The sequence below is a fragment of the Gemmobacter sp. genome, assembly GCF_046292685.1.
GTDB lineage: Bacteria > Pseudomonadota > Alphaproteobacteria > Rhodobacterales > Rhodobacteraceae > Wagnerdoeblera.
Genome location: NZ_JBKBQM010000008.1, coordinates 50524 through 74090 on the forward strand (window position 1 = coordinate 50524; position 23567 = coordinate 74090).

The following is a 23567-nucleotide window of genomic DNA, read 5'->3' on the forward strand; positions in this document are numbered from 1 at the left end:
CGCGGACCCTCAGCGCACCGACAGGTGCATGTCCGCCAGGTGCGGCGCAAAGATGCGTTCCATGTGGTTCGCGAGGTAGATGCGCAGCCAGGGCGTGAACCGCCCCGGGTGGCGGCGCGTTTCCGCCGCCAGGTCGTAAAGATCGACCCAACGGGTTTCCGCCACCTCGTCGGGGTTGGGCAGAACCGGCAAGGCCGCCGGCGCCCGGGCGGTAAAGATCTGCACCACCTCGTGTTCGATCAGCCCGCCGCCCACATCGGCGCGGTATTCCACCTCGCCCGCGGGGGTCAGGGTCAGGCCGGCGATGCCCAGTTCCTCGTCCAGCCGGCGGGTGGCGCAGACCTGCGGGTCTTCGCCCCAGTGCGGGTGGGTGCAGCAGGAATTGGCCCAGAGCCCCGGCGTGTGATACTTGGTCAGCGCCCGACGCTGGATCAGCGTGCGCCGCCCGTCCATCACGAAGACCGACACCGCCGGGTGCCGCAGCCCGCGGCGGTGCACCTCGAGCTTGTCGAGCGCGACTATATCGCCATCCAGCCAGGCGGCGATCAGGGTATCGGTCATGTGTGCACCGGCGAAACGAGCCCCAGCAGATGTGTCAGGTTCTTGAACCCGATCTTGATATGCGCCAGCGGGCGGGCCTTGACCAGCTTCTTGTTCATGTAGGCCTCGAAGGTCAGGCGCTGCACGTCGATGTCGTGGCAGAGGCTGACGAAACGCTCGCGCCGTTCGTCGCTGCGGTAATAGGCATCCTGCATCGATCGCAACACCCGGAACACGGTCTTGTGGTCGCGCATGAACAGCTTGCGCGCCAGTTGCAGATCGCGCGCGCGGCCCGATTTCAGCATCGCCTGCGCTGCGGTGGCGGCAACGCGCCCGCCCACCATCGCGTAATAGATGCCTTCGCCGCTGGAAGGCGCCACCACCCCGGCGGCATCGCCGGCCAGCACCACGTCGCGGCCGTTGTCCCAGCGGTCGAGCGGGCGCAGCGGAATGGGCGCGCCTTCCTTGCGGATGGTCTGGCAATCGGTCAGCCCCGACATGGCGCGCAAGGCGGCGGTGGCCTGCTTCAGGTCGACGCCGTCCACCTCGGTGCCCATCCCGACGCTGGCATGGGCCCCGTGCGGAAAGACCCAGCCGTAGAAATCCGGGCTGATGCGGCCGTCATAGACCACGTCGCAGCGGCTCGGGTCGTAGCTGGCATTGGCCGCGGGGGCGGCGATGATTTCGTGGTAGGCGATGACATAGGGAATGGTGCTGCCGCCCGGCACCTCGGCCCGCGCCACGTTGGACCGCGCGCCATCGGCGCCGATCACCACCCGGGCAGTGCTGCGGCGCTCTTCGCCGCTGGCCTTGTCGCGCCAGACCACGTGGGTGCCCGCGGCATCGCGTTCGACCCGCAGAAAGGTGCCGGTCAGCCGTTCGGCGCCGTGGCGGGCCGCGCGGTCTCGCAGGTATTCGTCAAAGCGGTCGCGGTCCACCATGCCGACAAAGCCGTTTTCGATGGCGATGTCCACGGCGCGCCCGGTGGGCGAGATCATGCGCGCGGTGTTGATGCGCGCGACGATCTGTTCGTCGGGGATGGCGAAATCGGCGATCAGCCGCGGCGGAATGGCGCCGCCGCAAGGCTTGATGCGGCCGGCGCGGTCCAGCAGCGCCACGCGATGCCCGGCGCGGGCCAGGTCGTCGGCCGCCGTCGCCCCCGAAGGGCCGCCGCCGACCACGAACACGTCATAAGGCATGGTCATTCTCCTGGAACGAGGCGCGCGGCCGGGGCAGGGGCCCCGCCGATCACGCGGGCGGCGACAAGGGCGGACAGCAGGAACAGGCCCGCTTCAAGCAGAAAGGTTGCACCGAAGGCGGTGGCATCGGGCGAAACGCTGCGCAGCGCATCGGCCAGCGTGGCGCCCAGAAGCCCGCCGAACCCGGCCGCAATCGCCTGCGCCGCGCCCCACAGGCCCATCCGGGTGCCTTCGCGGGCAGCGCGGCCTTCGCCGGCCAGTTGCATCATCGACCCGATGGCCGCGACCGCGAACACGCCGTTGAACATCCCCAGACCCACCACCACCGGCACCAGCGGCAGCCCCAGCGGCGCGGCCAGCGCCACCCCGGCCAGCGCCAGCGCCGACCCGAGGCACCCCACGATCACCCAGCCGCGCAGCGACCCCAGCCGCAGGCCCGTGGCCGCGATGCCCACCAGCACCATGCCGGCAAACACCCCGCCGTTCTGCGCGCCCGACAGGCTGGTGGTCTGGCCCGGCGTAAAGCCGAAGACGAGGCCGGCGTAAGGTTCCAGGATCAGTTCCTGCATGAAGTAGGCCGTCATCGACAGGAACACGAACAGGGTAAAGGCCCGCGCGCGCGGCTCGGCCCAGATCTCGGCCAGGCCCTGGCGAAACGGCAGGGTGCCCGGCTCGGGGCGGGCCTGCACCCGCGCCTCGATCCCGGCGATGGCCAGCGCGGTCAGCGCCACGGCACCGGCGGCGATCACGCCCACCACCTCCAGCAACCGCGCGTGGCTGTAAGGGTCCAGAAACCGGCCCGCCACGGTGGCGGTGACGGCGATGCCGAAGATCATCATCAACCAGGTGATCGTGGCCGCCGCCGCCCGGCGGCGGGGCGCCGTGGCCGTGGCCAGCAGCGCCAGCAGCGACGTGCCCGAGGCGCCGACCCCCAACCCGATCAGCCCATAGGCCAGCACCGAGACCCCAAGCCCGACCACGGGCTGCGCCTCGATCAGCGGCAGCGCGGCCGCAGCCATCAGCCCGCCCGCAGCCAGCACCGCCATGCCGCCCAGAATCCAGCGGCTGCGCCGCCCGGTGCGGTCCGACAGGAACCCCCAGTTCGGCCGGGTGATCTGCACGCCGTAGTGCAGCCCCACCAGCAGCCCCGGCACCATCGCCGGCAAGGCCAGCTCCACCACCATCAGCCGGTTCAGCGTCGAGGTCATCAGCACCACGATGGCGCCCAGGCACATCTGCACCAGACCAAGCCGAACGATCTGGACCCAGCTCAGCTGCATCACAACGGCTCCAGCCCCGACAGCGCATGTGCTGCCACCATCATCCCCAGCACATAGGGCCCGACCCCGGTGCCGTTGAACCAGGGCGCCAGCCGCGCCGGGTCGCGCACCCAGCGGCGCATCGCCCACAGCTGCACCACCAGCCCCAGCGCGATGATGCCGGCATGCAGCGGCTTGCCCCAGATCACCAGCAGGCTGACGACCACCAACTGCGCCAGCATCATCACCGTGCAGGCGATGGTTGCCGCATGCACCGGCCCGTGCACCACCGGCAACGACCGCAAGCCCATGCGGCGGTCGCCCTCGATCGCCTTGAAATCGTTGATCGTCATGATGCCATGCGCGCCCAGGGCATAAAGCACCAGCACCACGACGGTTTCGAACCGCGGCGCCGTGCCCAGGGTGACGGCTGCGGCGGTGAACCAGGGCAGGCCCTCGTAGGCCAGTCCCACCAGCCCCGGCCCCCACCAGCCCGACCGCTTGAGCCGGATCGGTTCCACCGAATAGGCCCAGGCCGCCAGCACCCCCACGACCGTGGCGCCAAAGCCCCAGGGCCCCAGCAGCCAGCCAAGGCCCAGCGACAGCCCCGACATGGCCAGCGCAATCCACAGCCCCCAGCGCCCGGGAATGCGGCCCGAGGGAATGGGCCGGTAAGGTTCGTTGATGGCATCCACGTGCCTGTCGCACCAGTCGTTCGCCGCCTGGCTCATGCCGCAGACCACCGGGCCGGCCAGCACCACGCCCAGGGCCACCAGCCACCAGCTTTGCGGCGCCGCCCCGACCGAGACGATGCCGCACAGGTAGGCCCACATCGGCGGGAACCAGGTCACCGGCTTGATGAGTTCCAGCATCGCCCGCGGATGCGGCAGGCGGCGGGGTTCGGCGGGGGGGGAAAGCGCGCTATCGGTCATACTGTCAATCAAAGCAGACAGTATCGAGTCGAGCAAGTGTAAATTATGACTTACAGTCGCAGCAGATCGCCGCACTAAAGAACGCCGCAGCACCCGGCCAGGGTGCGGCGGCGGGGCTGGCAGCAAAGGTCAGGCCAGATGCGGGCGAAAGGCGGCAACCACCTGTTCATAGACCGCCCGCTTGAACGGCACGATGGTTTCAACCATCTCGTCGGCGCCGATCCAGCGCCAGCGGGAAAACTCGGGATGCTCGGTGTCGATGCGGATCTGGTCGTCGCGGCCAAGAAAGCGGAACAGGAACCATTTCTGCTTTTGCCCGCGATACCTGCCGCCCCAGACCTTGCCCAGCAGTTCGGGCGGCAGGTCATAGGTGACCCAGTCGTCGGTCTTGGCGACAAAGGCGACCAGGTCTTCGGTCACACCGGTTTCTTCCCACAGCTCGCGCAAGGCGGCGGCCCGGGGCCTTTCGCCCTTGTCGATGCCGCCTTGCGGCATCTGCCAGGCCGGGCTGTCGCTGTCGCGCCGCTGGCCGGCAAAGATCAGGCCGGCCGCGTTCACCAGCACCACGCCCACGCACGGGCGATAGGGCAGGTCGTCTGCCGTCATTGCCGGGCCACCGCCGACAGGCCGCGCAGGATGTCGATGGCATAGGCCAGCTGATAGTCATCCTTGCGCAGCTTGGCCGAGGCTTCGGCCCGTGCGGCTTCTTCCTCCAGCAGGCGGCGTTCGTCCTCGGACATCGAGTCGTTCTTCAGGCTGCCGCGCAACTCGGCCTCGGACCGGCCACGGGGCTTGGGCGCCTCGGCGGTGTCGGCGGCCGGGTCGCGGGGGGGCTGTTCGACCAGCACATCCGGGTGCACGCCCAGCGACTGGATCGACCGGCCCGACGGCGTGTAGTAGCGCGAGGTCGTCAGCCGCATCGCGCCATCGCCGCGCAGCGGAATGACCGATTGCACCGATCCCTTGCCAAAGCTTTTCGTGCCCACCACAATCGCCCGGCGATGGTCCTGCAAGGCGCCGGCGACGATTTCCGATGCCGAGGCCGATCCGCCGTTGATCAGCACCACCAGCGGTTTGCCCCCGGTCAGATCCCCGGCCGTGGCGTTGAACCTTTCGCCATCGCCCGGCTTGCGGCCGCGGGTCGAAACGATCTCGCCCTGTTCCAGGAAGGCGTCCGACACCTTGATCGCCTGTGTCAGCAGGCCGCCGGGGTTGTTGCGCAGGTCCAGCACCACGCCATTCACCTTGTCGGCGCCGCCGGCCTCCTCGAACACCTTCTTCAGCCCGGCTTCCAGCCCCGGATAGGTCTGATCGTTGAAGGTGGTCAGCCGCACCACGGCGGTGGACCCTTCGAGCCGGGCGCGCGCCACCGTCAGCTTGATCTTGTCGCGGATGATCGACACGTCGAAGGGTTCGGCGGTGCCTTGCCGCACCACGGTGATCACGATTTCCGACCCCACCGGCCCGCGCATCTTTTCCACCGCCTGGTCCAGCGTCAGGCCCAGCACGGATTCGCCATTGACATGGGTGATGAAATCGCCCGGCTGGATGCCTGCCGCGGCGGCCGGGGTATCGTCCATCGGGGTCACGACCTTGACATAGCCGTCTTCCTGCGTGACCTCGATGCCCAGGCCGCCGAATTCGCCGCGGGTCTGCACCTGCATCGCGTCGAAATCCTTTTTCGGCAGGTAGGACGAATGCGGGTCCAGCGAGGTGAGCATGCCGTTGATCGCGGCCTCGATCAGCTTTTCCGGCTCGACCTCCTCGACATACTGGGCGCGGATGCGTTCGAAGATGTCGCCGAACAGGTCGAGCTGCTGATAGACCGAGGCGTTGCGCGCCGCTTCCTGCGCCATCAGCGGGCCGGCCACCTGCGTGGCGATGGCGGCCCCGGCCACGGTGCCCGCAATGGCGGCGATCACGTATTTCCTCATGGCGTCCTATTCCTTCGTCTCGGCGAACCAGTCGCCCGGGTCCACGGGCTGCCCGCCCTGTCTGAGTTCCATATAGAGCGTTTCCGAACCGTTTGCGCCAGTGGGGTTGCGCGCGTCCTGCACCAGATCGGCCGGGCTTTCGGCCCCGCCCATCAGCCCCAGCGGCGCCCCTGCGCCCACGACCTCGCCCACTTCGCCGAACATGGTTCCCAGCCCTGCGAGCACCAGTAGATAGCCCGGACCGGGTTCCAGGATCATCACATTTCCGTAGTCCAGAAACGGGCCGCGATAGCGGATGGTGCCCGGCCAGGGCGCGCTGACCAGCGCCTGCGGGCGGGTGGCGATGACCAGGCCGGGGCGCACCACGCCGGCGGCATCGGCCTCGCCCGCGCGGCGCAGCACCTGGCCCAGCACCGGCAGGGGCAGGCGCCCCATCGCGCTGGTGAAGTTCGCCATGCCTTCCTGCACGTCCAGGTCGGGCGCAAGCCCGGTGGCCAGCGCATCCAGCGTGTCGGCATCCTCGATCATCAGCCGCAACCGCTCGGGGTCCGAGATGAAGCGCCGCGGCAGCGCCTGCCGGGCGGCCATCGCCTGGCTCAGCGCGGTGCGCGCCTCTTGCGCGGCCGTCAGGCCGCGTTGCAGCGTTTCGCTGGCGGCGGCCTGCAGGCGGCGCAGGTCGGCCACCTCCTGCAATTCGGCGCGCACGGTTTCGACCTCGGCCTGCAAGGCAGGGGTCACCTCGGCCAGCATCATGCCCGACCGAGCCGTGCCCAGCGGCCCCGACGGGTGCAGCAGAAGCAGCGGCGACGGGTCGGTGCCCATGCCCGACAATACCCCGATCAGCCGGGCCACGCGGTCGCGCTTGGCCTCGAACCGCAACAGCAGGGCGGCTTCGCGGATCGACGCCTGGCGCAAAGCCTCGCGCAGGGTGGCCAGGCCCTTTTCGTAGGCGGCGATGGTGGCGCCCAGGGCCGCGACCTGATCCTTGCCGGATTTCGCCGCCTCCAGCCCCTCGATGGCGGCCAGCAAGGCACGGCTGGCTGCGGCCGCATCCTCGGCCGGGGTCTGGGCGGCGGCCGGTGTCGCCACCGCCGCCGCGAGGCAGGCCGCCAGAACCGCCCCGCCCCGCGTCATGCCACGATCAGGCTTTGCCCGGTCATCTCGGGCGGTTGCGGCAGCCCCATCAGCGCCAGCAGCGTGGGCGCCACATCTGCCAGCCGCCCGTTGCGCAGCCGCACCCCCGGCGGGCCGCCGATCAGGATGACCGGCACGGGATTGAGCGTATGCGCCGTGTGCGGTCCGCCTGTTGCCGGATCGATCATGGTTTCGCAGTTGCCGTGGTCGGCCGTCAGCAGCATCGCCCCCCCTGCGGCCAGCACGGCCGGGATCGCCCGGGCCAGCCCGCGGTCCACCGCCTCGCAGGCGGCGATGGCGGCGGGCAGGCTGCCGGTATGGCCCACCATATCGGGGTTGGCGTAGTTGACAACGATCAGGTCGTAACCTTCGGCAATGGCCGACAGGAACTTTTCCGTGACTTCCGCCGAGGACATTTCCGGTTGCAGGTCATAGGTCGCCACCTTGGGCGATTTCGGCATGGCCCGATCCTCGCCGGTTTCGGGGGTTTCCTTGCCGCCGTTCAGGAAAAAGGTGACATGCGGGTATTTTTCCGTCTCGGCCAGCCGGAACTGGCGCAGGCCGTGGCGGGCCACCCATTCGCCCAGCGTGTTGACCAGCACCTGCTTGGGGTAGGCCGTGGTCATGAAGGCGTCGTGATCCCTGGAATAATCCACCATGCCCAGCAGCGTCAGCCGCGGCCGCCCGGCGATGTCGAACCCGGCAAAGCCCGGCTGCCCCAGCGCCAGCAGGATTTCGCGCGCCCGGTCGGCACGGAAATTGAGGCAAAAGAACCCGTCGCCGTCGCGCATTCCGGCATGGCCCGCGATCACGTGGGGCGCGATGAATTCGTCGGTTTCGCCGGCGGCATGGGCGGCCGCGACGGCCGCCGAGGCCGTGGCGGCAGGGGTGCCTTGCCCGCGCACCATTGCGTCATAGGCGCGCTGCACCCGGTCCCAGCGGTTGTCGCGGTCCATCGCCCAGTAGCGGCCGATGACGGTGGCGATGCGCGCCCCGGGCGGCAGGCCCTGTTCCAGCGCGGCGACATAGCCTGCGGCCGACACCGGCGCCACGTCGCGCCCGTCGGTGATGGCATGCACCGCCACCGGCACCCCGGCGCCCGCGATCATCCGTGCGGCGGCAAGGATGTGGTTCAGGTGACCATGCACCCCGCCGTCGGACACCACCCCCATCAGATGCGCGGTGCCGCCGGTGGCCTGCATCGCCGCGACGAAGTCGAGAATCGCCGGGTTGGCGAAAAAGCTGCCGTCCTCGATCGCCAGATCGATCTGGCCCAGGTCCATCGCCACCACGCGACCGGCGCCGATGTTGGTGTGGCCGACCTCGGAATTGCCCATCTGCCCGCGGGGCAGGCCGGCATCGGGGCCGTGGGTGACCAGCGTTGCATGGGGACAGTCGCGCCAGGCGGCATCGAAGGCCGGCGTATGGGCCAGGTGCGGGGCATTGGCGGCGGTGTCGTCCGACAGGCCCCAGCCATCGAGGATGCAAAGGACGACAGGTTTGCGGTGCGGCATGGGCGGGCTCCGTGATGTGGCGCCGTTCTAGCCGGGAAGCCGGCGCGGGGCCAGCCCCGGCGGGTGCCTCAGCCCACGCGCAAGGCGCGGTCGATTGCCGCCATCCGCCCGCGAAACTGCGCCGCCACCTGGCCGGCATCGGCCAGCGCCTGCGTCGGGTCCATCGTCTGCACCACGCCGTCCCGCATCAGCCAGCGGCCGGCCACCATCGCATCGGTCACGTCGGGGGCCATCGCGGCAAAGACCAGGGTGGCGTAGATGTCGTAAACGGGGTGCAGCCGAGGGGCGGCCAGCGAAACCCGGATCAGGTCGGCCTGCTTGCCCGGCTCCAGCGAGCCGATACGCCGGTCCAGCCCCAGCACCCGCGCGCCTTCCAGCGTGGCCATGCGGATCACCTCGACCGCCGGCATCGGCTTGCGCGAGCCGCCGGCAAGCTTCTGGAACATCGACACCGGGGCGAATTGCGAAAACAGGTCCAGCGTGTTGCCGCTCATCGGGCCGTCGGTGGCAATGCCGACCGGAACGCCGGCGGCGCGCATCGCGGTGACCGGGGCGATGCCGCGCCCGCCCTTGCCGTTGGCGCGCGCGTTGTGCGCCACGCCCACGCCGGCGTCGGCCATCAGCGCGATATCCGCCGCCGTCACGTGCAGGGCATGCGCGGCCACCAGCCCGCGCCGCAGCAGGCCGGCCCGCGCCACCGCCTGCACCGGGGTCAGGCCAAGCGCCGCCGCCCAGTCTTTTTCCGGCCCGGTTTCGGCAAGGTGCATCTGCACCGGCAGGTCCGGGTGCGCCTCGGCCCAGGCCGCCACCCGTTCCATCACCGCGATCCCGGTGGAATAGGGCGCATGCGGCGCGATCGAGGGCGTGATGCGCGGGTGCCCCTGCCAGCGGTCCACCAGTTCGGCCACCCGGTCGAAGCCTTCGTCGAAATCGCGGTGGTCGGGGGGGCCGAAGTCGGCCAGCGTCTGCCCCACCACGGCGCGCAGCCCGGCGGCATCCAGCACCTCGGCCACCACGGTTTCGAAATAATACATGTCGGCCACGCAGGTCACCCCGCCGCGGATCAGCTCCAGCGCCGACAGGGCCGTGCCCGCGCGCACCATCTGCGGCGAGACGAACGCGCGTTCCAGCGGCAGGATATAGCGGTAAAGCCGGTCGTCCACATCCTCGCCCAGGCCCCGGAACAGCGACATGGCCAGGTGGCTGTGCGGGTTGACCATGCCGGGCATCAGCACATCGCCGCCCAGGTCGAGGGCGCCGGCGGCATCGGGCGGGTCGCCTGCGCCCAGGGCCGCGATCCGGTCGCCTTCCACCCGCAGCCAGCCGCGGTCGATCACCGGCATGTCCGGCGTGCAGGGCAGGATCAGCGCGTTGGCGAACAGCACGCTCATTCGGGCGGCAGGATGCAGCACTGCGACGGTTCGGGGGCCAGATGCACGGCCTGCCCCGGCTCCCGGGGGCTGGTCAGCGGCCCGGTGGCCAGCATCGGCCCCAGCGGCGTGTCGCAGGCATACTGGTAGGCGCGGCCCAGATAGGTGCGCAGGCCCAGCCTTGCCGGAATCCCTGCATCGGCCAGCACCAGCCCTTCGGGACGGCTGGCCAGGGTAAAGCGGTCGGGGATGGCGCCGAAATCGTCCTGGTTCAGCACCAGCGAAACGCCCTTGTCCCCCGCCGTCACCCGCGCGCCGTCGCGCGCCGTCACCGTCAGCGGCATCAGGTTTTCGAACCCGACGAACCGGGCGACAAAGGCATTCGCCGGCCGCTGATACAGGGTTTCCGGGGTGTCGAACTGCATGATCCGCCCCGCATGCATGATCGCCACGCGGTCCGAGATGGAAAACGCCTCCTCCTGGTCGTGGGTCACGAACACGCTGGTCGTGCCGTTGGCGCGTTGCAGGGTGCGAATCTCGGCCCGCATTTCCAGCCGCAGCCGGGCATCGAGGTTCGACAACGGCTCGTCGAACATCAGCAAGGGCGGCTCGATCACCAGCGCGCGGGCCAGCGCCACGCGCTGCCGCTGGCCGCCCGACAGCGCACCGGGCAGGCGGTCGGCCAGATGGTCGAGCCCCACCCGTGCCAGCATGGCAGCGATGCGTGCGCTGCGGTCGGGCGCCGCCACCCCGCGCTGCTTCAGCCCGAAGGCCACGTTTTCCGCCACCGTCAGGTGGGGAAACAGCGCATAGCTTTGAAACACCAGCCCGATGTCGCGCTTGTGCGCGGGCAGGCGGGTCAGGTCCTTGCCGCCAAGGGTGATGGTGCCCGCGGTCGGCTCCAGAAACCCCGCGACCAGCCGCAGGGTCGTGGTCTTGCCGCAGCCGGATGCCCCCAGCAGCGACACAAGCTCGCCCGCCGGCACGGTCAGCGACAGGTCGTCCAGCACCCTGGTGGTGCCGTAATGCGCGGTCAGGTTCTGCAGGATCAGGGCTTGGGTCATGGGGTCATTTCGCCAGGAAGGTCAGGCCCAGCGTGCGTTCCACCACCGCCATCACCGCCACGGTCAGCAGCATCAGCAGCACGGACACGGAGGCAACGACAGGGTCGAAGAACTGTTCGACATGGGCCAGGATCTGGATCGGCAGGGTGGAAACGCCCGGGCCGGTCAGGAACAGCGACACCGACACATCGTTGACCGAGGTGATGAACGCCAGGATGAAGGCCGCGATCACGCCGGCGCGGATGTTGGGCAGCACGATGGTGAAAAAGGTCTTGACCGGCGGCGAGCCCAGCGACACCGCCGCCTCCTCGATGGCAAAGTCGAAGCTGGCCAGCGAGGCCGACACCACCCGCACGCAATAAGGCAGCACGATCAGCGTGTGCCCCATCAGCAGCACGGCAAAGATCGGCAGGTCCGACCCCACCGCCACCGAGCGCAGCAGCGAAAAGCCCAGCACGATTTCCGGCACCAGCACCGGCAGCACGAACAGCGTGGACAGCCAGCCCGGCAACTGGATGCGGTATCGGTTCAGCGCATAGGCCGCCGGAATCCCGATCAACAGCGCCAGCGCCGTGGCGAGGAAGGCGATTTGCAGGCTGGTGACGATGGTGCGCCGGAACGCGCCGATTTCCCAGATCTGCCAGAACCAGTGCAGCGTCAGCCCCCTGGGCGGAAAGGTCAGGTAACTGGTGTCCGACAGCGCGGCGCCGAACACGATCACCAGCGGCCCCATCAGGAACAGGTAGACCAGCACGGCAAAGGCGATCAGCGGCAGGGGAACGGGGCTTTTCATCTCAGGTCGCCATCGGGTTCAGCCGCCGGGCCACGCGCGTCATGCCCAGCACGACAAGGATGGTGACCACCACCATGATCGCCGCCACGGTCGATGCCCCCGCCCAGTCGAACGCCACCATCGCGCGCTGGTGCAACAGCGTGCCCATGACCATCTGCCGTTCGCCCCCCAGCAGTTGCGGCGTGGCATAGGCGGTGAAGCTGCCGGTAAACACCAGCACCGCGCCCACGATCAGCCCCGGCACCGCCAGCGGGAACACCACCTGCCGGAAGGTGGCGGCAGGCGTCGCGCCAAGGGATGCAGCCGCCTGCAGCAGATCGTCGGGGATGCCCTCCAGCACCCCCACCAGCGTCAGGATCATCAGCGGGACGAACAGATAGACCATCGCCACGATGACCGCGCCTTGAGTGTAAAGCATGCTCAACGGCGCATCCACGACCCCGATCCACAGCAGAAAGCTATTCAGAATCCCGTTCTTGCCCAGCACGATCAACCAGGCAAAGGACCGCACCACTACCCCGGTCAGCAGCGGAAACACCGCCGCGACGATCAGGATGCTGCGCCAGCGCGGCGGGGCGCGCGACACGACAAAGGCGGTCAGGAACCCGACGAACAGCGACACCAGCGTGGTGATGGCGGCAATCTCCAGCGTGCGCCACAGCACCGTGCGCCGGAAGCCCGAGTTGAAGAACGCCGCATAGGGGGCCAGCGGGCCGGCGGGCTCGGCAAAGGTCGCAAGGATGGTCGCCCCCACCGGCAGGATCAGACAGGCCACCACCAGCATCAGCGCGGGCAGGCTCAGCATCCATCCGGTCAGGCGGCGCATGGCAGATCCTTCGGCATGCGCCCGCGCGGGATGCGACCCGCGCGGGCAGGTCGGCTTACATGCCGAAGATTTCGTTCCAGCGATCGACCCAGGCGGACTTCGCCGCGTTCATCCTGGCGTAGTCCATCCGCTGGAGGCTGTTGATCATCGCCTCGCCATAGGTCCAGCCCTTGGCCGCCTCGGGCGACAGTTCCACCGCCTTGGCGACCGGGGCATCCACGCCATTCTCGGCCAGCACCTTTTGCAGCGCGGGGTCGAGGATGAAGTTGATGAACTCGTGCGCAAGGTCCACGTTCGCGGCGCCCTTGGGGATGTTCACCGTGTTCAGCACCGCGATGTCGCCATCGACCAGCTGCGCCCATTCGATGGTCGGCACCGCGTCGCGCAGCCGCCCCAACGTGAAGTCCTGGGTCAGCGACACGGTTACCTCGCCGGTCGAGAACAGGTTGATCATCTCGGACCCGGTGTTGTAGTTCTTCACCACATTGCCCTTCAGCGCCGCGATCTGCTCAAAGGCGGGGCCTGCATCGGCATAGGCATCGGTCCCGGCCTTTTCGCCGGCGATCACCACCACCATCGGGCCGGCCGTCGTGGTGATGCCGGGCAGCGAGACCGAAGCCTTCAGATCCTCGCGCCACAGGTCGCCCCAGGAGGTGATCGGCTGCACCTTGGCGCCGTCGTAGACGATGCCGATGCGGCCCACCGTATAGGCTGGGCCGTAGCCGCCTTGCGGATCGCGGGCGATGTCGTGCAGGCCGGCCAGGTTGGGGATCTTTGCCGGGTCGATCTTCTGGAACAGCCCTTCGTCCACGCCGATCTGGCTGAAGCTGTCGGTCAGGTAGATCACGTCCACGCCCTTGCCGTCGCGGATTTTCACCTTGTTCAGACGGTCGGCGTTGTTGCCGGTCTCGAACACCAGTTCGCAGCCGCATTTTTCCTGGAACGGCTTGACGATGAACTGGTCCAGCTTGTCGCCGTTGAACCCCCACCAGGAAATCGTCAGGGTCTTGGCCCCGGCGACACCCGGCAAGGCCAGGGCCAGGGCGGTGGTCACGGTCAGGAAGGTGCGGCGCATGAAAAAACCTCGCTGTCAGGGCGGCCGTCTGCAACCGCGGCCGTCGGCGCAAGGTTAGGCACCGTTCGCCGCCAAGGGCAAGACGCCATCGGGCGGCCGGTGCGGCGCGGTTCGGCGTTTGCCCGTTTCCGCCTCAGTCCTTGCCGCGGATCGGCTGAACGTATTGCAGCGCCATGTCCCAGGGAAAGAAGATCCAGGTGTCCTGGCTGACCTCGGTGATGTAGGTGTCCACCTGCGGCTTGCCGCTGGGCTTGGCATAGACGGTGGCGAAATGCGCCCCGGGATACAGCCGGCGCACCAGTTCCAGCGTCTTGCCGCTGTCCACGAGGTCATCGACGATCAGGATGCCGGTGCCGTCGCCCATCAGGTCGGCTTGCGGGCTTTTCGTCACCACCGCCTCGCGGCGCTGGTCGGCTGCGCCGCCGCCGGAATGGTAGGACTTGACCGAGATCGTGTCGACCACGCGGATGTCCAGCTCGCGGCTGACGATCATCGCCGGCACGAGGCCGCCGCGGGTGATGGCCACCACCGCCTTCCACACGCCGTTGTCTGGCCCGTGCCCTTGCAGCCGCCAGGCAAGCGCGCGGGCATCGCGGTGGATCTGGTCCCAGGAAACGTGAAAGCCCTTTTCGTGCGGCAGGCGGTCGGTCATGGCGGCGGCTCCTGTGGCTGGCGCAGGGCCGGGGGCCAGCCCCCGGACCCCCGGGATATTTGGGTCAAGGTGAAGGGCAGGCGCGGGGCTTCATTCCTTGTTGCGGCCCGTCACCGCGTCGATGTCGGGGGCGTCCACCGCCTTCATGCCCACGACATGGTAGCCCGCATCGACATGCAGGTTTTCCCCCGTGGTGCCCGAGCCGAGGTCCGACAGCAGGTAGAGCGCGGCCTTGCCCACCTCCTCCTGCGTGACGTTGCGGCGCAGGGGGCTGTTGAGCTCGTTCCACTTCATGATGTAGCGGAAATCGCCGATGCCGGAGGCGGCGAGCGTCTTGATCGGGCCGGCAGAGATGGCGTTGACGCGGATGCCGTCCTTGCCCAGATCCTCGGCGATGTATTTCACGCTCGCTTCCAGCGCCGCCTTGCACAGGCCCATGACGTTGTAATGCGGCATGACCTTTTCGGCACCGTAATAGGTCAGCGTCAGCAGGCTGCCGCCAGAGGGCATCATCGCGGCGGCGCGCTGGCAGACGGCGGTGAAGGAATAGACCGAAATGTCCATCGACATCAGGAAGTTGGCCCGGCTGGTATCGACGTAGCGGCCGCGCAATTCGTTCTTGTCGGAAAAGCCGATGGCGTGGACGACGAAATCCAGCGTGCCCCATTCGGCCTTGAGCCCGGCGAACAGCGCATCGAGACTGTCTTCGTTGGCCACGTCGCATTCGTAAAGCAACGGGGTGCCGATCGAGGCCGCCAGCGGTTCGACCCGCTTTTTCAGCGCCTCGCCCTGATAGGAAAACGCCATTGTCGCGCCCTGGTCGGCCAGCGCCCTCGCGATGCCCCAGGCGATGGACTTGTCGTTGGCCAGCCCCATGATGAGCCCGCGCTTGCCCTGCATCAGTCCGTTTGACATTGCCTGTCCCTCGCCCACCTTGTTGTCGGGTTCCGACGGGTTTAGGCCATCGGAAACGCCGCATCAAGGCCGCTGGGAAGAAGGAAACCGAGACATGGACCGCACGGGCATCTTTGCCGGGGACGACCCCTTTGTCATCGCGCGCCGCTGGCTGGCCGAGGCCGAGGCGACCGAACCGAACGACCCCAACGCCATCGCGCTGGCGACGGTGGATGCCGAAGGCCTGCCCAACGTGCGCATGGTGCTGCTGAAAGAGATCGAGGACGCGGCCTTCGTCTTTTACACCAACTACACCAGCGCCAAGGGGCAGGAGATTACGGCCACCGGCAAGGCGGCCTTCGTCATGCACTGGAAGTCCTTGCGCCGCCAGGTGCGGGTGCGCGGCACCGTCACGCGCGAGGAAGGGCCCCAGGCCGACGCCTATTTCGCCAGCCGCAGCCTGCAATCGCGGCTGGGCGCCTGGGCCAGCCGCCAGAGCCGGCCGCTGGACAGCCGCGCGGCGCTGATGGCCGAAGTGGCGAAACTGGGCGTGACCAAGGGCCCCAACCCGCCGCGCCCGCCGTTCTGGGGCGGGTTCCGCATCGCGCCGGTGGAAATCGAGTTCTGGGCCGACGGCGCCTTTCGCCTGCACGACCGTTTCTGCTGGCGCCGCGCCGCCCCCGATCAGCCCTGGCAGGTGCAGCGCCTGAACCCCTGACGCAGCGTCTGTCTGGCCCAAGGCATTGTCAGAGATTGGTAATTTCGCGCTTCGTGAAAATCGGGGCGCCAGGGCCTGCGGGAATGCCCTTGAATCCTCCGGCTACTCGGCGCAAAACTGCGCGGTGAGCTGAAGCTGGGGAAAAGGCTCGGATATGCAAGAAGAAGACAAGGCGCTGGATCGCATCAGGATTCAGGGCCGCGTGAAGTGGTTTGACCCGGTCAAGGGTTTCGGCTTCATCGTGGCCGATTCCGGCGGCCCGGACATCTTGCTGCATGCCAATGTGCTGCGCAACTTCGGCCAGGGGTCGGTGGCCGATGGCGCGGGTATCGATGTGTATGTGCAAAAGACTGCGCGCGGGGCGCAGGCGGTGGAAATCATGGCGATCCGCCCGCCGGAAGGCGCAGGCGCAGCGTTGACCGAGGATCTGACGCCGGAACAGATCAGCACGATTGCCGAAATGCCGATCCAGCCGGCGCGGGTCAAATGGTTCGACAAGGCCAAGGGATTCGGCTTTGCCAATGTCTTCGGGCTGGCCGAAGACGTCTTCGTGCATGTCGAGGTGTTGCGCCAGTCGGGCTTTGCCGACCTTCAGGCCGGCGAGGCGGTGGGCCTGCGCATCGTCGAAGGCAAGCGCGGGCGCATGGCGGTGCAGGTGCTGTCCTGGGAAGCCGCCTTGCGCAGGTCGGCCTGATGCGGCGCCGGGTGCTGGCGGCGCTGGCGGCCCTGGCGCTGGCCTGGACGGGGGCGGCGCAGGCCGCCTGCGCGCCGGATGTGGTCGAGCTGAAGGGACCGCGCGGGGTGGCGCGTTTCAGCGTGCAGGTGGCCGATACCGACGCGACGCGGTCGCGCGGGCTGATGTTCGTGGAACGCATGCGCAGTTCGGCGGGCATGCTGTTCGTCTATGACCGTCCGGGACGCGCGGTGTTCTGGATGAAGAACACGCTGATTCCGCTGGACATGATCTTTGCCGATGCCACCGGCACGGTGCAGCGCGTGCACGAGAACGCGATCCCGCACGACGAAACCCCGATCGACGGCGGCGACGGCGTGCTGGGCGTGCTGGAAATCAACGGCGGTCTGGCGCGGCGGCTGGGGATCGGGCCCGGCACGGTGATGCGCCACCCGGCCTTTGCCCAAGGCCCCGCCGCCTGGCCCTGCGAGTGACCTTTTCATCCGCCGTCAGGTCGGCTAAGCAGGCCGCAGTCGGGGCGTAGCGCAGTCTGGTAGCGCGACGGTTTTGGGTACCGTAGGTCGCGAGTTCGAATCCCGCCGCCCCGACCATTCCACCCTATTCGAACACCGACAGAATCTGCGCCAGCGGCTTTTTCCGCTTGGCCACCTCGGGCACGGTGGCGTCGGGGGCCGGGTGGCCGACGGGCAGGATCATCACCGGCTTTTCGGCCTCGGGGCGGCCGCAGAGCGCATTGAGGAACTTCATCGGGTTCGGGGTGTGGGTCAGGCACACGAGGCCCGCCTGGTGCAGCGCGGTGATGAGCATGCCGGTGGCGATGCCGACGCTTTCGGGCACGTAGTAATGCTTGCGGCGCGCGCCCTCGGCCGTCTGGCCCCAGCGCTGCGCGAACACCACGATCAGCCAGGGCGCCAGGGTCAGGTGCGGCTTGTCGGCGCCGGTGCCGATCGGTTCCAGCGCGGCCAGCCATTCGTCGCCGGCGCCGCCGGCGTAAAAGGCGCGCTCCTCCGCCTCGGCGGCGGCGCGGATCTGCGCCTTCATCGCGGGGTTGCCGATCAGCGCAAAGTGCCAGGGCTGCTGATTCGCGCCCGAAGGCGCCAGCCCCGCCGCGGCGATGCAGGATTCCAGAATGGCGCGCGGCACCGGGTCGGGCAGGAAATCGCGCACCGAATGGCGCCGCGCCATGCTGGCGCGAAACGCCTCGGCGGCGGCCAGGGCGGCGTCGTCGGGCAGGCGCACCCGGTCGGGCAAGGGCAGCGGGCGGTAGTGCGGGGGGGCTTCGGGCGCCATCCGGCCTTCCTTTCAGCGCAGCGCGTCGGTGGCGCGGACAAGTTCGGCGGTGATCCCCGGTTCCGACAGGGCGTGGCCTGCCATCGGAACCATGCGCAATTCGGCCCTTTCCCACCGTTCCGACAGGCGAAAGGCGGCGGCCGGCGGGCAGATCATGTCGTAGCGGCCTTGCACGATGGTGGCCGACAGATGCGCGATGCGCGGCAGGCTGGAAAGGATCCAGCCGTCCTGCGCCAGAAACCCTGCGTTGCGGAAATAGTGGTTTTCCAGCCGGGCAAAGGCGCGGGAATAATCGCCGGGGCTGTCCACGCCCATGCCTTCGGTTCCGATCGAGGCGAGGGCGTTTTCCCACCCCGACCACAGCCGCGCAAAGTGCATTTCCTGCGACATGTCGCCCGAAAACAGCCGGCGGTGATAGGCGCCGATCAGGTCTTCGCGCTCGGATTCGGGCACGGCATGCGAAAAGCGGCGCCATTCCTCGGGGAAGAAGGCCCCCGCGCCGCCGCCATAGAACCAGTCGAGTTCGCCCTTCGTCATCAGGAATACGCCGCGCAGCACCAGATGCGAGACGCGGGCCGGATGGGTGATGGCATAGATCAGCGCCAGCGTGGCGCCCCAGCTGCCCCCGAACAGCGCCCACGACCCGATTCCCAGCGCGGTGCGGATCGCCTCCATGTCGTCGACCAGGTGCCAGGTGGTGTTGTTGGCGACCGAGGCATGCGGCCGCGACCGCCCGCAGCCGCGCTGGTCGAACAGCACGATGCGAAAAGCGCGCGGGTCGAAATAGCGCCGCATCGCCGGGCTGCACCCGCCGCCCGGCCCGCCGTGCACCACCACCACCGGCCGGCCTTCGGGGTTGCCGCATTGCTCGACGTAAATCCGGTGGCCGTCGCCCATGTCGATCACGCGCTGGTCGAAAGGTTCGACCGGCGGATAAAGATAATCGACTGCGCGCCTGTGTCCGGCTGTCCTGTCCATGGTTTGCCTTATATAGCACCGCAAGCCTGCCCCGTCGAACGCCAGCCCGCAAGGAGGATCGCATGAGCACCGTGAATACCGTGGACCCCGCCGAGGTCGCCAAGTTCGAGGCGATGGCCGCCGAGTGGTGGGATCCGGCGGGCAAGTTCAAGCCGCTGCACATGCTCAATCCCTGCCGGCTGGATTACATCTGCACCCAGATCGCGGCCGAGTTCGGGCGCGACCCGGGGGGCGAGCGGCCCTTTGCCGGGCTGCGGCTGCTCGACATCGGCTGCGGCGGGGGGCTGTTGTCGGAACCGATGGCGCGGCTCGGGGCCGAGGTCGTGGGCGCCGATGCGGCCGCGCGCAACATCCCGGTCGCGCGCATTCACGCTGAACAGTCGGGGCTGACCATCGACTATCGCCACACCACGGCCGAGGATCTGGCCGCCGCCGGCGAACGGTTCGACGTGGTGCTGAACATGGAGGTGGTCGAGCATGTGGCCGACCCGCTGGCCTATCTGACCGCCTGTCACGACTTGTTGAAGCCCGGCGGGCTGATGATCTGCTCGACGCTGAACCGCAACCCGAAAAGCTGGCTGATGGCGATCGTGGGGGCCGAACACGTGATGCGCTGGTTGCCCAGGGGCACCCACGACTGGCGCAAGTTCATCACCCCCGACGAGCTTTACGACCTGATCCGGCGCGCGGGCCTCGACCCGGTGGACCGCAAGGGCATGGTGTTCAACCCGCTGTCCTGGTCCTGGAGCCTGTCGGAGCGCGACCTGTCGGTGAACTACGTCACCGCCAGCCTGCGGCGCTGAGCGCGCGCCCGGACGGCACGCCGGGCGCCGCGGGGGTTTCGCACCCCCGCACCCCCGCGGGATATTTCGGCAAGGTGAAAGCGGCGGCCGAAGGGGGCGCGTGGCGGGGGGGGCACCAATTCCGCTTGACCTTTCCCCCCCCGTTCTGTTGAACGCCCGTGACCCGAAACGCAGGTGGCCCCCCGATCATGGACGATCAGAACAAGAACCTCATTCTCGCGACGGCTCTGAGCTTTCTCGTGATCCTCGTCTGGTTCGTGCTGTTCCCGCCGCCCGAGCCGGTGGTGGACCCGAACGCGCCGGTTGCGGCCCAGGTCGAAGGCACGGCCCCTCCCGCGGTGGCGGGGGGCGAGGCCGCGGCGGCGGCGCCCGGTTCGGCCGAGCCGGCGCCCGAATCGGCCCGGCTGAAGGTAGACACGCCGCGGCTGGTGGGCTCTGTCGCGCTGACCGGCGGCCGGCTGGACGACCTGTCGCTGAAGGATTACCGCCAGACCATCGAGCCCGGTTCCGACATCGTGCGCCTGCTGCGCCCGATGGGCGGGGCGAATGCCTATTACGCGATGTTCGGCTGGGCGCCCGGCGGCGCGCTGGCGCAAGAGGACGTGCCCGGCCCGAACACGCCCTGGGCGGTGGAAAGCGGCGAGGTGCTGGCCCCCGGCGCACCCGTGGTGCTGGTCTGGGACAACGGCAAGGGCCTGACCTTCCGCCGCAAGATCGCGGTCGATGCCGACTACATGTTCACCGTCACCCAGTCGGTGACCAACGCGGGCACCGAGACGGAACGGATGGCGCCCTACGGGCTGGTGGCGCGGCACGGGGTGCCGCCCGATCTGGAGAACTTCTTCATCAGCCATGAAGGCACGATCCAGATGGCCGACGGGATCCTGCGCGAGACGAAATACAAGGATCTGAAGGAGGAGCCGGTTTCGCCGACCGAAGGGGTGCCGATGGTCTCGGTCGACGTGGCGGCGAACGGCTGGCTGGGCTTTGGCGACAAATACTGGATGACCACGCTGATTCCGCAGGCGGGTCAGCCCTTTGCCGCCGTGCAGAAATACTTCCCCGCCCGCGACGTGTTCCAGGCCGAGGCGCGCATGGCCCCGGTTTCCGTGGCGCCGGGCGAGACGGTGCAGGTGGAAAGCCGCCTGTTCGCCGGTGCCAAGGAATGGGCGACGATCCGCAACTACGAGAACGCGCCCGGCTTTGTCGCGCGGCTGTTCGGGGCCACGGTCGACCCGGCCGTGGTGCCGGTGCCCGGCTTCATCGACGCGATCGACTGGGGCTGGTTCTTCTTTCTCACCAAGCCGATCTTCGCGTTGCTGCACTGGCTGCATGCCGTGATCGGCAACATGGGCTGGGCCATCATCGCGCTGACCTTCATCCTCAAGGCGCTGGTGCTGCCGCTGGCCTACAAGTCCTACGTCAGCATGGCGCGGATGAAGGAGTTGCAGCCCGAGATGGAGGCGCTGAAGGAGCGCGTGGGCGACGACCGCCAGAAGATGCAGATGGAGATGATGAAGCTCTATCGGGACAAGAAGGTGAACCCGGCCGCCGGGTGCCTGCCGATCCTGATCCAGATTCCGATCTTTTTTTCGCTCTACAAGGTGATCTTCGTCACCATCGAGCTGCGGCACGCCCCGTTCTTTGGCGTGTTCCGGGATCTGTCGATGCCCGACCCGACATCGGTGTTCAACCTGTTCGGCCTGCTGCCCTGGGCGCCGCCGGCGCATGGCAGCCTGCTGGCGCTGATCTTCATCGGCATCCTGCCGATCCTGCTGGGCATCTCGATGTGGTTGCAGCAAAAACTGAACCCGGCGCCGGCCGACCCGGTGCAGGCGCAGATCTTTGCCTGGATGCCCTGGGTGTTCATGTTCATCCTCGGCGGGTTCGCCAGCGGCCTCGTGATCTACTGGATCACCAACAACATCATCACTTTCGTCCAGCAATACGCGATCATGCGCAGCCACGGGCACAAGCCGGACATCTTCGGCAACATCAAGTCGGGTCTCAAGCGCAGGCCGCCGGCGCCGGTGGCCGACAAGAGCAAGAAGAAATGACGGCGCGGCTGGCGCTGATCTGCCGGCATCCGCTGAAGGGCCACGGACGCGAGGAACTCGCGTCCGTTCGCCTTTGCGCAGGGCATGCCATGCCGTGGGATCGGGTCTGGGCCGTGGCGCACGAGGCGGCGCGGCTGGAACCGGGCAGCGGGTGGAGCGCTTGCGCGAATTTCGCGCGCGCAGCCAGGGCGCCGGGGTTGATGGCCCTGGAATGCCGGCTGGACGAGGGCACGGGCCGGCTGGTGCTGCGGCATCCCGACCTGGGCGAGACGGCCTTCGTGTTCGGCGACGCGGCCGGCATGGCGGCGGCGGTGGACTGGTTGCGCCCCTTGACGCCGCCGGGCCGGGCGGCGCCCGTGCGGATGGTAACCGCGGCGCAGGCGCTGACCGACAGCCCCCGGCCTTCGGTATCGCTGCTGTCGCTGGCGTCCTTGCGGGTGCTGTCGCAGCGGATGGGGGTGGAGCTTTCGCCGCACCGCTTTCGCGGCAACCTCTGGGTCGAGGGTTGGGCCCCCTGGGAGGAGTTCGACCAGGTCGGGCGCGAGATTTCGGTGGGCCCGGTGCGGCTGCGGCTGCGCGAGCGGATCGGGCGCTGCCGGGCGACCACCGTGAACCCGGCGACGGGGCGGGTCGATGCCGATACGCTGGCCGCGCTGGAAGCGGGCTGGGGGCACACCGATTTCGGCGTCTATGCCGAGGTGGTCACGGACGGGGTGGTGACTCTGGGGGATGAGGTGCGGACATGACGCTGGCTTTCACCGTGGCACCCGAACCCGACGAAGCCGCGCGCGAGGCGGGGCGGCTGTTGTTCGCCGGGCCGGTCGATTTCGTGAAGGGGGTGGTCGCCATGTCGGGGCTGCCCGAGGGCGACCGGGTGGAGATCTGCTTTGCCGGGCGGTCGAACGTGGGCAAGTCGAGCCTCATCAACGCGCTGACCGGGCGCAAGAACCTGGCCCGCGCCTCGAACACGCCGGGGCGGACGCAGGAGATCAACTTCTTCGCGCTGGGGCCGGAGCGCTATCTGGTGGACCTGCCGGGCTATGGCTATGCCGAGGCGCCGGTGGCGGTGGTGGCGAAGTGGCAGGCGCTGCTGAAGCAATACCTGCAAGGGCGCGCCACGCTGCGGCGGGCCTTCGTGCTGATCGACACCCGGCACGGGATCAAGGCGGTGGACGAGGAGATCCTGACCATGCTGGACCGGGCGGCGGTGACCTTTCAGGTGGTGATGACCAAGGCCGACAAGGTGAACCGGGCCACCCGCGAGGCCAACATCGCCCAGGTGCAGGGCGCCTTGAAGAAGCACCCGGCGGCCTACCCCGAGATCGTGGTGACCAGTTCCGAGAAAGGCGAGGGGCTGGAGACGCTGCGCGCCATCATCGCCGGGCTGGTCTGAGCCCCTGTCCCTGCGAGGGACAGCAAGCCGTGTGAGCGATATCAAGGGCTTGGCGGCGCGTTTTCACGATTTGTAAAGGATTTGCCCCTGCGTTCGACGCAAGGGAGGGGGCGCTGCCCCCTCTGGGCCTGCGGCCCGTTCACCCCCGGGATATTTGGGGCAAGGTGAAGGGGGCGGTGGGCCGTTTGCTGTCTGGGGTGGGCTGCGGCGGGCGCGGGGGGGCCTTGGCGAGCAGGAGGGGGCGCTGCCCCCTCTGGGCCTCTGGCCCATTCACCCCCGGGATATTTGGGGCAAGGTGAAGGGGCGGTGGGCCGTTTGCTGTCTGGGGTGGGCTGCGGCGGGCGCGGGGGGGGCCTTGGCGAGCGGGGGGGGGGGGGGGGGCGGGGGGGGGGGGGGGGGGGGGGGGGGGGGGGGGGGCGGGGGCGGGGCGCGGGGGCGCGGGCGCGGG

The 23567-nt window shown here is 68.7% G+C and carries 24 protein-coding genes and 1 tRNA gene; 8 read left to right on the forward strand and 17 right to left on the reverse strand.

Annotation, left to right across the window (positions count from 1 at the left end; translation table 11 throughout):
- Nucleotides 1-9: 9 nt before the first annotated feature.
- From idi to fabI, 15 genes are all read right to left on the reverse strand, one after another.
- Nucleotides 10-561: an isopentenyl-diphosphate Delta-isomerase gene (idi, locus tag ACK4S2_RS03835; RefSeq protein WP_409620490.1), complete on the reverse strand. Its 552-nt coding sequence runs from the start codon at nt 559-561 to the stop codon at nt 10-12.
- Nucleotides 558-1739 (reverse strand): geranylgeranyl diphosphate reductase, encoded by a 1182-nt coding sequence (locus tag ACK4S2_RS03840; protein ID WP_409620492.1) that lies wholly within the window; start codon nt 1737-1739, stop codon nt 558-560. The genes idi and ACK4S2_RS03840 overlap by 4 nt, the downstream gene beginning before the upstream one ends.
- Nucleotides 1740-1741: 2 nt before the next feature.
- Nucleotides 1742-3019: a BCD family MFS transporter gene (locus ACK4S2_RS03845; RefSeq protein WP_409620494.1), complete on the reverse strand. Its 1278-nt coding sequence runs from the start codon at nt 3017-3019 to the stop codon at nt 1742-1744.
- Complete coding sequence (gene chlG / locus ACK4S2_RS03850) at nt 3019-3930, reverse strand: chlorophyll synthase ChlG (RefSeq protein ID WP_409620496.1); 912 nt, start codon at nt 3928-3930, stop codon at nt 3019-3021. Before chlG ends, ACK4S2_RS03845 begins: the two co-directional genes overlap by 1 nt.
- A gap of 129 nt (nt 3931-4059) precedes the next feature.
- Nucleotides 4060-4536, reverse strand: a complete 477-nt coding sequence (locus ACK4S2_RS03855; protein ID WP_409620498.1) for an RNA pyrophosphohydrolase — start codon at nt 4534-4536, stop codon at nt 4060-4062.
- Nucleotides 4533-5864 (reverse strand): S41 family peptidase, encoded by a 1332-nt coding sequence (locus ACK4S2_RS03860; protein WP_409620500.1) that lies wholly within the window; start codon nt 5862-5864, stop codon nt 4533-4535. The genes ACK4S2_RS03855 and ACK4S2_RS03860 overlap by 4 nt, the downstream gene beginning before the upstream one ends.
- Nucleotides 5865-5870: 6 nt before the next feature.
- On the reverse strand, nt 5871-6998 hold the full coding sequence (locus tag ACK4S2_RS03865; protein WP_409620502.1) for a murein hydrolase activator EnvC family protein: 1128 nt from the start codon (nt 6996-6998) through the stop codon (nt 5871-5873).
- Nucleotides 6995-8512, reverse strand: a complete 1518-nt coding sequence (gene gpmI, locus ACK4S2_RS03870; RefSeq protein ID WP_409620504.1) for a 2,3-bisphosphoglycerate-independent phosphoglycerate mutase — start codon at nt 8510-8512, stop codon at nt 6995-6997. Before gpmI ends, ACK4S2_RS03865 begins: the two co-directional genes overlap by 4 nt.
- 68 nt (nt 8513-8580) lie before the next feature.
- On the reverse strand, nt 8581-9903 hold the full coding sequence (locus ACK4S2_RS03875) for an amidohydrolase family protein (RefSeq protein WP_409620506.1): 1323 nt from the start codon (nt 9901-9903) through the stop codon (nt 8581-8583).
- Nucleotides 9900-10946: an ABC transporter ATP-binding protein gene (locus ACK4S2_RS03880; protein ID WP_409620508.1), complete on the reverse strand. Its 1047-nt coding sequence runs from the start codon at nt 10944-10946 to the stop codon at nt 9900-9902. Before ACK4S2_RS03880 ends, ACK4S2_RS03875 begins: the two co-directional genes overlap by 4 nt.
- A 4-nt stretch (nt 10947-10950) precedes the next feature.
- Nucleotides 10951-11739 carry an ABC transporter permease gene (locus ACK4S2_RS03885; RefSeq protein ID WP_409620510.1) on the reverse strand — a complete coding sequence of 263 codons (789 nt, stop codon included), beginning with the start codon at nt 11737-11739 and terminating at the stop codon, nt 10951-10953.
- 1 nt (nt 11740) lies between these two features.
- Nucleotides 11741-12565 carry an ABC transporter permease gene (locus ACK4S2_RS03890; RefSeq protein WP_409620512.1) on the reverse strand — a complete coding sequence of 275 codons (825 nt, stop codon included), beginning with the start codon at nt 12563-12565 and terminating at the stop codon, nt 11741-11743.
- A 55-nt stretch (nt 12566-12620) separates the two neighbouring features.
- The gene (locus tag ACK4S2_RS03895) at nt 12621-13640 is read right to left on the reverse strand and encodes a PotD/PotF family extracellular solute-binding protein (protein ID WP_409620514.1); all 1020 of its coding nucleotides are present in this window, start codon (nt 13638-13640) and stop codon (nt 12621-12623) included.
- A 133-nt stretch (nt 13641-13773) separates the two neighbouring features.
- Nucleotides 13774-14292, reverse strand: coding sequence for a xanthine phosphoribosyltransferase (gene gpt / locus ACK4S2_RS03900; protein ID WP_409620516.1), 519 nt, complete (start codon nt 14290-14292; stop codon nt 13774-13776).
- Nucleotides 14293-14382: 90 nt separating this feature from the next.
- Entirely contained in the window at nt 14383-15207 is an 825-nt protein-coding gene (gene fabI, locus ACK4S2_RS03905; protein WP_409620518.1) for an enoyl-ACP reductase FabI, read from the reverse strand.
- Between the two features lie 94 nt (nt 15208-15301).
- Between fabI and pdxH the strand changes: the two genes are divergently transcribed.
- The 4 genes from pdxH (at nt 15302) to ACK4S2_RS03925 (ending at nt 17188) form a co-directional block, all read left to right on the forward strand.
- Nucleotides 15302-15904, forward strand: a complete 603-nt coding sequence (pdxH, locus tag ACK4S2_RS03910) for a pyridoxamine 5'-phosphate oxidase (protein WP_409620520.1) — start codon at nt 15302-15304, stop codon at nt 15902-15904.
- Nucleotides 15905-16058: 154 nt separating this feature from the next.
- Nucleotides 16059-16598 carry a cold-shock protein gene (locus ACK4S2_RS03915; protein ID WP_409620522.1) on the forward strand — a complete coding sequence of 180 codons (540 nt, stop codon included), beginning with the start codon at nt 16059-16061 and terminating at the stop codon, nt 16596-16598.
- Nucleotides 16598-17071 carry a DUF192 domain-containing protein gene (locus ACK4S2_RS03920; protein WP_409620524.1) on the forward strand — a complete coding sequence of 158 codons (474 nt, stop codon included), beginning with the start codon at nt 16598-16600 and terminating at the stop codon, nt 17069-17071. The genes ACK4S2_RS03915 and ACK4S2_RS03920 overlap by 1 nt, the downstream gene beginning before the upstream one ends.
- A 40-nt stretch (nt 17072-17111) precedes the next feature.
- Nucleotides 17112-17188, forward strand: a tRNA-Pro gene (locus tag ACK4S2_RS03925).
- 7 nt (nt 17189-17195) lie between these two features.
- Here ACK4S2_RS03925 and ACK4S2_RS03930 read toward each other — a convergent pair.
- Both ACK4S2_RS03930 and pip read right to left on the reverse strand, forming a co-directional pair.
- Nucleotides 17196-17888, reverse strand: a complete 693-nt coding sequence (locus tag ACK4S2_RS03930) for a nitroreductase family protein (RefSeq protein WP_409620526.1) — start codon at nt 17886-17888, stop codon at nt 17196-17198.
- Nucleotides 17889-17900: 12 nt separating this feature from the next.
- Nucleotides 17901-18866: a prolyl aminopeptidase gene (gene pip, locus ACK4S2_RS03935; protein WP_409620528.1), complete on the reverse strand. Its 966-nt coding sequence runs from the start codon at nt 18864-18866 to the stop codon at nt 17901-17903.
- A 62-nt stretch (nt 18867-18928) separates the two neighbouring features.
- Here pip and ubiG point away from each other — a divergent pair, with 62 nt between their 5' ends.
- The 4 genes from ubiG to yihA all read left to right on the forward strand — a co-directional run bounded on the left by ubiG (nt 18929) and on the right by yihA (nt 23119).
- Nucleotides 18929-19669 (forward strand): bifunctional 2-polyprenyl-6-hydroxyphenol methylase/3-demethylubiquinol 3-O-methyltransferase UbiG, encoded by a 741-nt coding sequence (gene ubiG, locus ACK4S2_RS03940; protein ID WP_409620530.1) that lies wholly within the window; start codon nt 18929-18931, stop codon nt 19667-19669.
- 188 nt (nt 19670-19857) lie between these two features.
- Nucleotides 19858-21726, forward strand: a complete 1869-nt coding sequence (yidC, locus tag ACK4S2_RS03945; RefSeq protein ID WP_409620532.1) for a membrane protein insertase YidC — start codon at nt 19858-19860, stop codon at nt 21724-21726.
- Nucleotides 21723-22472 carry an MOSC domain-containing protein gene (locus ACK4S2_RS03950; protein WP_409620533.1) on the forward strand — a complete coding sequence of 250 codons (750 nt, stop codon included), beginning with the start codon at nt 21723-21725 and terminating at the stop codon, nt 22470-22472. The genes yidC and ACK4S2_RS03950 overlap by 4 nt, the downstream gene beginning before the upstream one ends.
- Complete coding sequence (yihA, locus tag ACK4S2_RS03955) at nt 22469-23119, forward strand: ribosome biogenesis GTP-binding protein YihA/YsxC (RefSeq protein ID WP_409620535.1); 651 nt, start codon at nt 22469-22471, stop codon at nt 23117-23119. The genes ACK4S2_RS03950 and yihA overlap by 4 nt, the downstream gene beginning before the upstream one ends.
- The last annotated feature ends 448 nt before the right edge of the window (nt 23120-23567 follow it).

What these genes read in the sequence shown, in the direction of transcription:
- fabI (WP_409620518.1), bottom strand. Translation starts at nt 15,207, where the DNA reads ATGTCAAACGGACTGATGCAGGGCAAGCGCGGGCTCATCATGGGGCTG.
- ACK4S2_RS03890 (WP_409620512.1), bottom strand. Translation starts at nt 12,565, where the DNA reads ATGCGCCGCCTGACCGGATGGATGCTGAGCCTGCCCGCGCTGATGCTG.
- pdxH (WP_409620520.1), top strand. Translation starts at nt 15,302, where the DNA reads ATGGACCGCACGGGCATCTTTGCCGGGGACGACCCCTTTGTCATCGCG.
- ACK4S2_RS03920 (WP_409620524.1), top strand. Translation starts at nt 16,598, where the DNA reads ATGCGGCGCCGGGTGCTGGCGGCGCTGGCGGCCCTGGCGCTGGCCTGG.
- ACK4S2_RS03855 (WP_409620498.1), bottom strand. Translation starts at nt 4,536, where the DNA reads ATGACGGCAGACGACCTGCCCTATCGCCCGTGCGTGGGCGTGGTGCTG.
- ACK4S2_RS03860 (WP_409620500.1), bottom strand. Translation starts at nt 5,864, where the DNA reads ATGAGGAAATACGTGATCGCCGCCATTGCGGGCACCGTGGCCGGGGCC.
- gpmI (WP_409620504.1), bottom strand. Translation starts at nt 8,512, where the DNA reads ATGCCGCACCGCAAACCTGTCGTCCTTTGCATCCTCGATGGCTGGGGC.
- ACK4S2_RS03895 (WP_409620514.1), bottom strand. Translation starts at nt 13,640, where the DNA reads ATGCGCCGCACCTTCCTGACCGTGACCACCGCCCTGGCCCTGGCCTTG.
- ACK4S2_RS03885 (WP_409620510.1), bottom strand. Translation starts at nt 11,739, where the DNA reads ATGAAAAGCCCCGTTCCCCTGCCGCTGATCGCCTTTGCCGTGCTGGTC.
- ACK4S2_RS03930 (WP_409620526.1), bottom strand. Translation starts at nt 17,888, where the DNA reads ATGGCGCCCGAAGCCCCCCCGCACTACCGCCCGCTGCCCTTGCCCGAC.
- ACK4S2_RS03875 (WP_409620506.1), bottom strand. Translation starts at nt 9,903, where the DNA reads ATGAGCGTGCTGTTCGCCAACGCGCTGATCCTGCCCTGCACGCCGGAC.
- gpt (WP_409620516.1), bottom strand. Translation starts at nt 14,292, where the DNA reads ATGACCGACCGCCTGCCGCACGAAAAGGGCTTTCACGTTTCCTGGGAC.
- ubiG (WP_409620530.1), top strand. Translation starts at nt 18,929, where the DNA reads ATGAGCACCGTGAATACCGTGGACCCCGCCGAGGTCGCCAAGTTCGAG.
- ACK4S2_RS03880 (WP_409620508.1), bottom strand. Translation starts at nt 10,946, where the DNA reads ATGACCCAAGCCCTGATCCTGCAGAACCTGACCGCGCATTACGGCACC.
- ACK4S2_RS03915 (WP_409620522.1), top strand. Translation starts at nt 16,059, where the DNA reads ATGCAAGAAGAAGACAAGGCGCTGGATCGCATCAGGATTCAGGGCCGC.
- ACK4S2_RS03865 (WP_409620502.1), bottom strand. Translation starts at nt 6,998, where the DNA reads ATGACGCGGGGCGGGGCGGTTCTGGCGGCCTGCCTCGCGGCGGCGGTG.
- ACK4S2_RS03950 (WP_409620533.1), top strand. Translation starts at nt 21,723, where the DNA reads ATGACGGCGCGGCTGGCGCTGATCTGCCGGCATCCGCTGAAGGGCCAC.
- yihA (WP_409620535.1), top strand. Translation starts at nt 22,469, where the DNA reads ATGACGCTGGCTTTCACCGTGGCACCCGAACCCGACGAAGCCGCGCGC.
- pip (WP_409620528.1), bottom strand. Translation starts at nt 18,866, where the DNA reads ATGGACAGGACAGCCGGACACAGGCGCGCAGTCGATTATCTTTATCCG.
- idi (WP_409620490.1), bottom strand. Translation starts at nt 561, where the DNA reads ATGACCGATACCCTGATCGCCGCCTGGCTGGATGGCGATATAGTCGCG.
- chlG (WP_409620496.1), bottom strand. Translation starts at nt 3,930, where the DNA reads ATGACCGATAGCGCGCTTTCCCCCCCCGCCGAACCCCGCCGCCTGCCG.
- ACK4S2_RS03840 (WP_409620492.1), bottom strand. Translation starts at nt 1,739, where the DNA reads ATGCCTTATGACGTGTTCGTGGTCGGCGGCGGCCCTTCGGGGGCGACG.
- yidC (WP_409620532.1), top strand. Translation starts at nt 19,858, where the DNA reads ATGGACGATCAGAACAAGAACCTCATTCTCGCGACGGCTCTGAGCTTT.
- ACK4S2_RS03845 (WP_409620494.1), bottom strand. Translation starts at nt 3,019, where the DNA reads ATGCAGCTGAGCTGGGTCCAGATCGTTCGGCTTGGTCTGGTGCAGATG.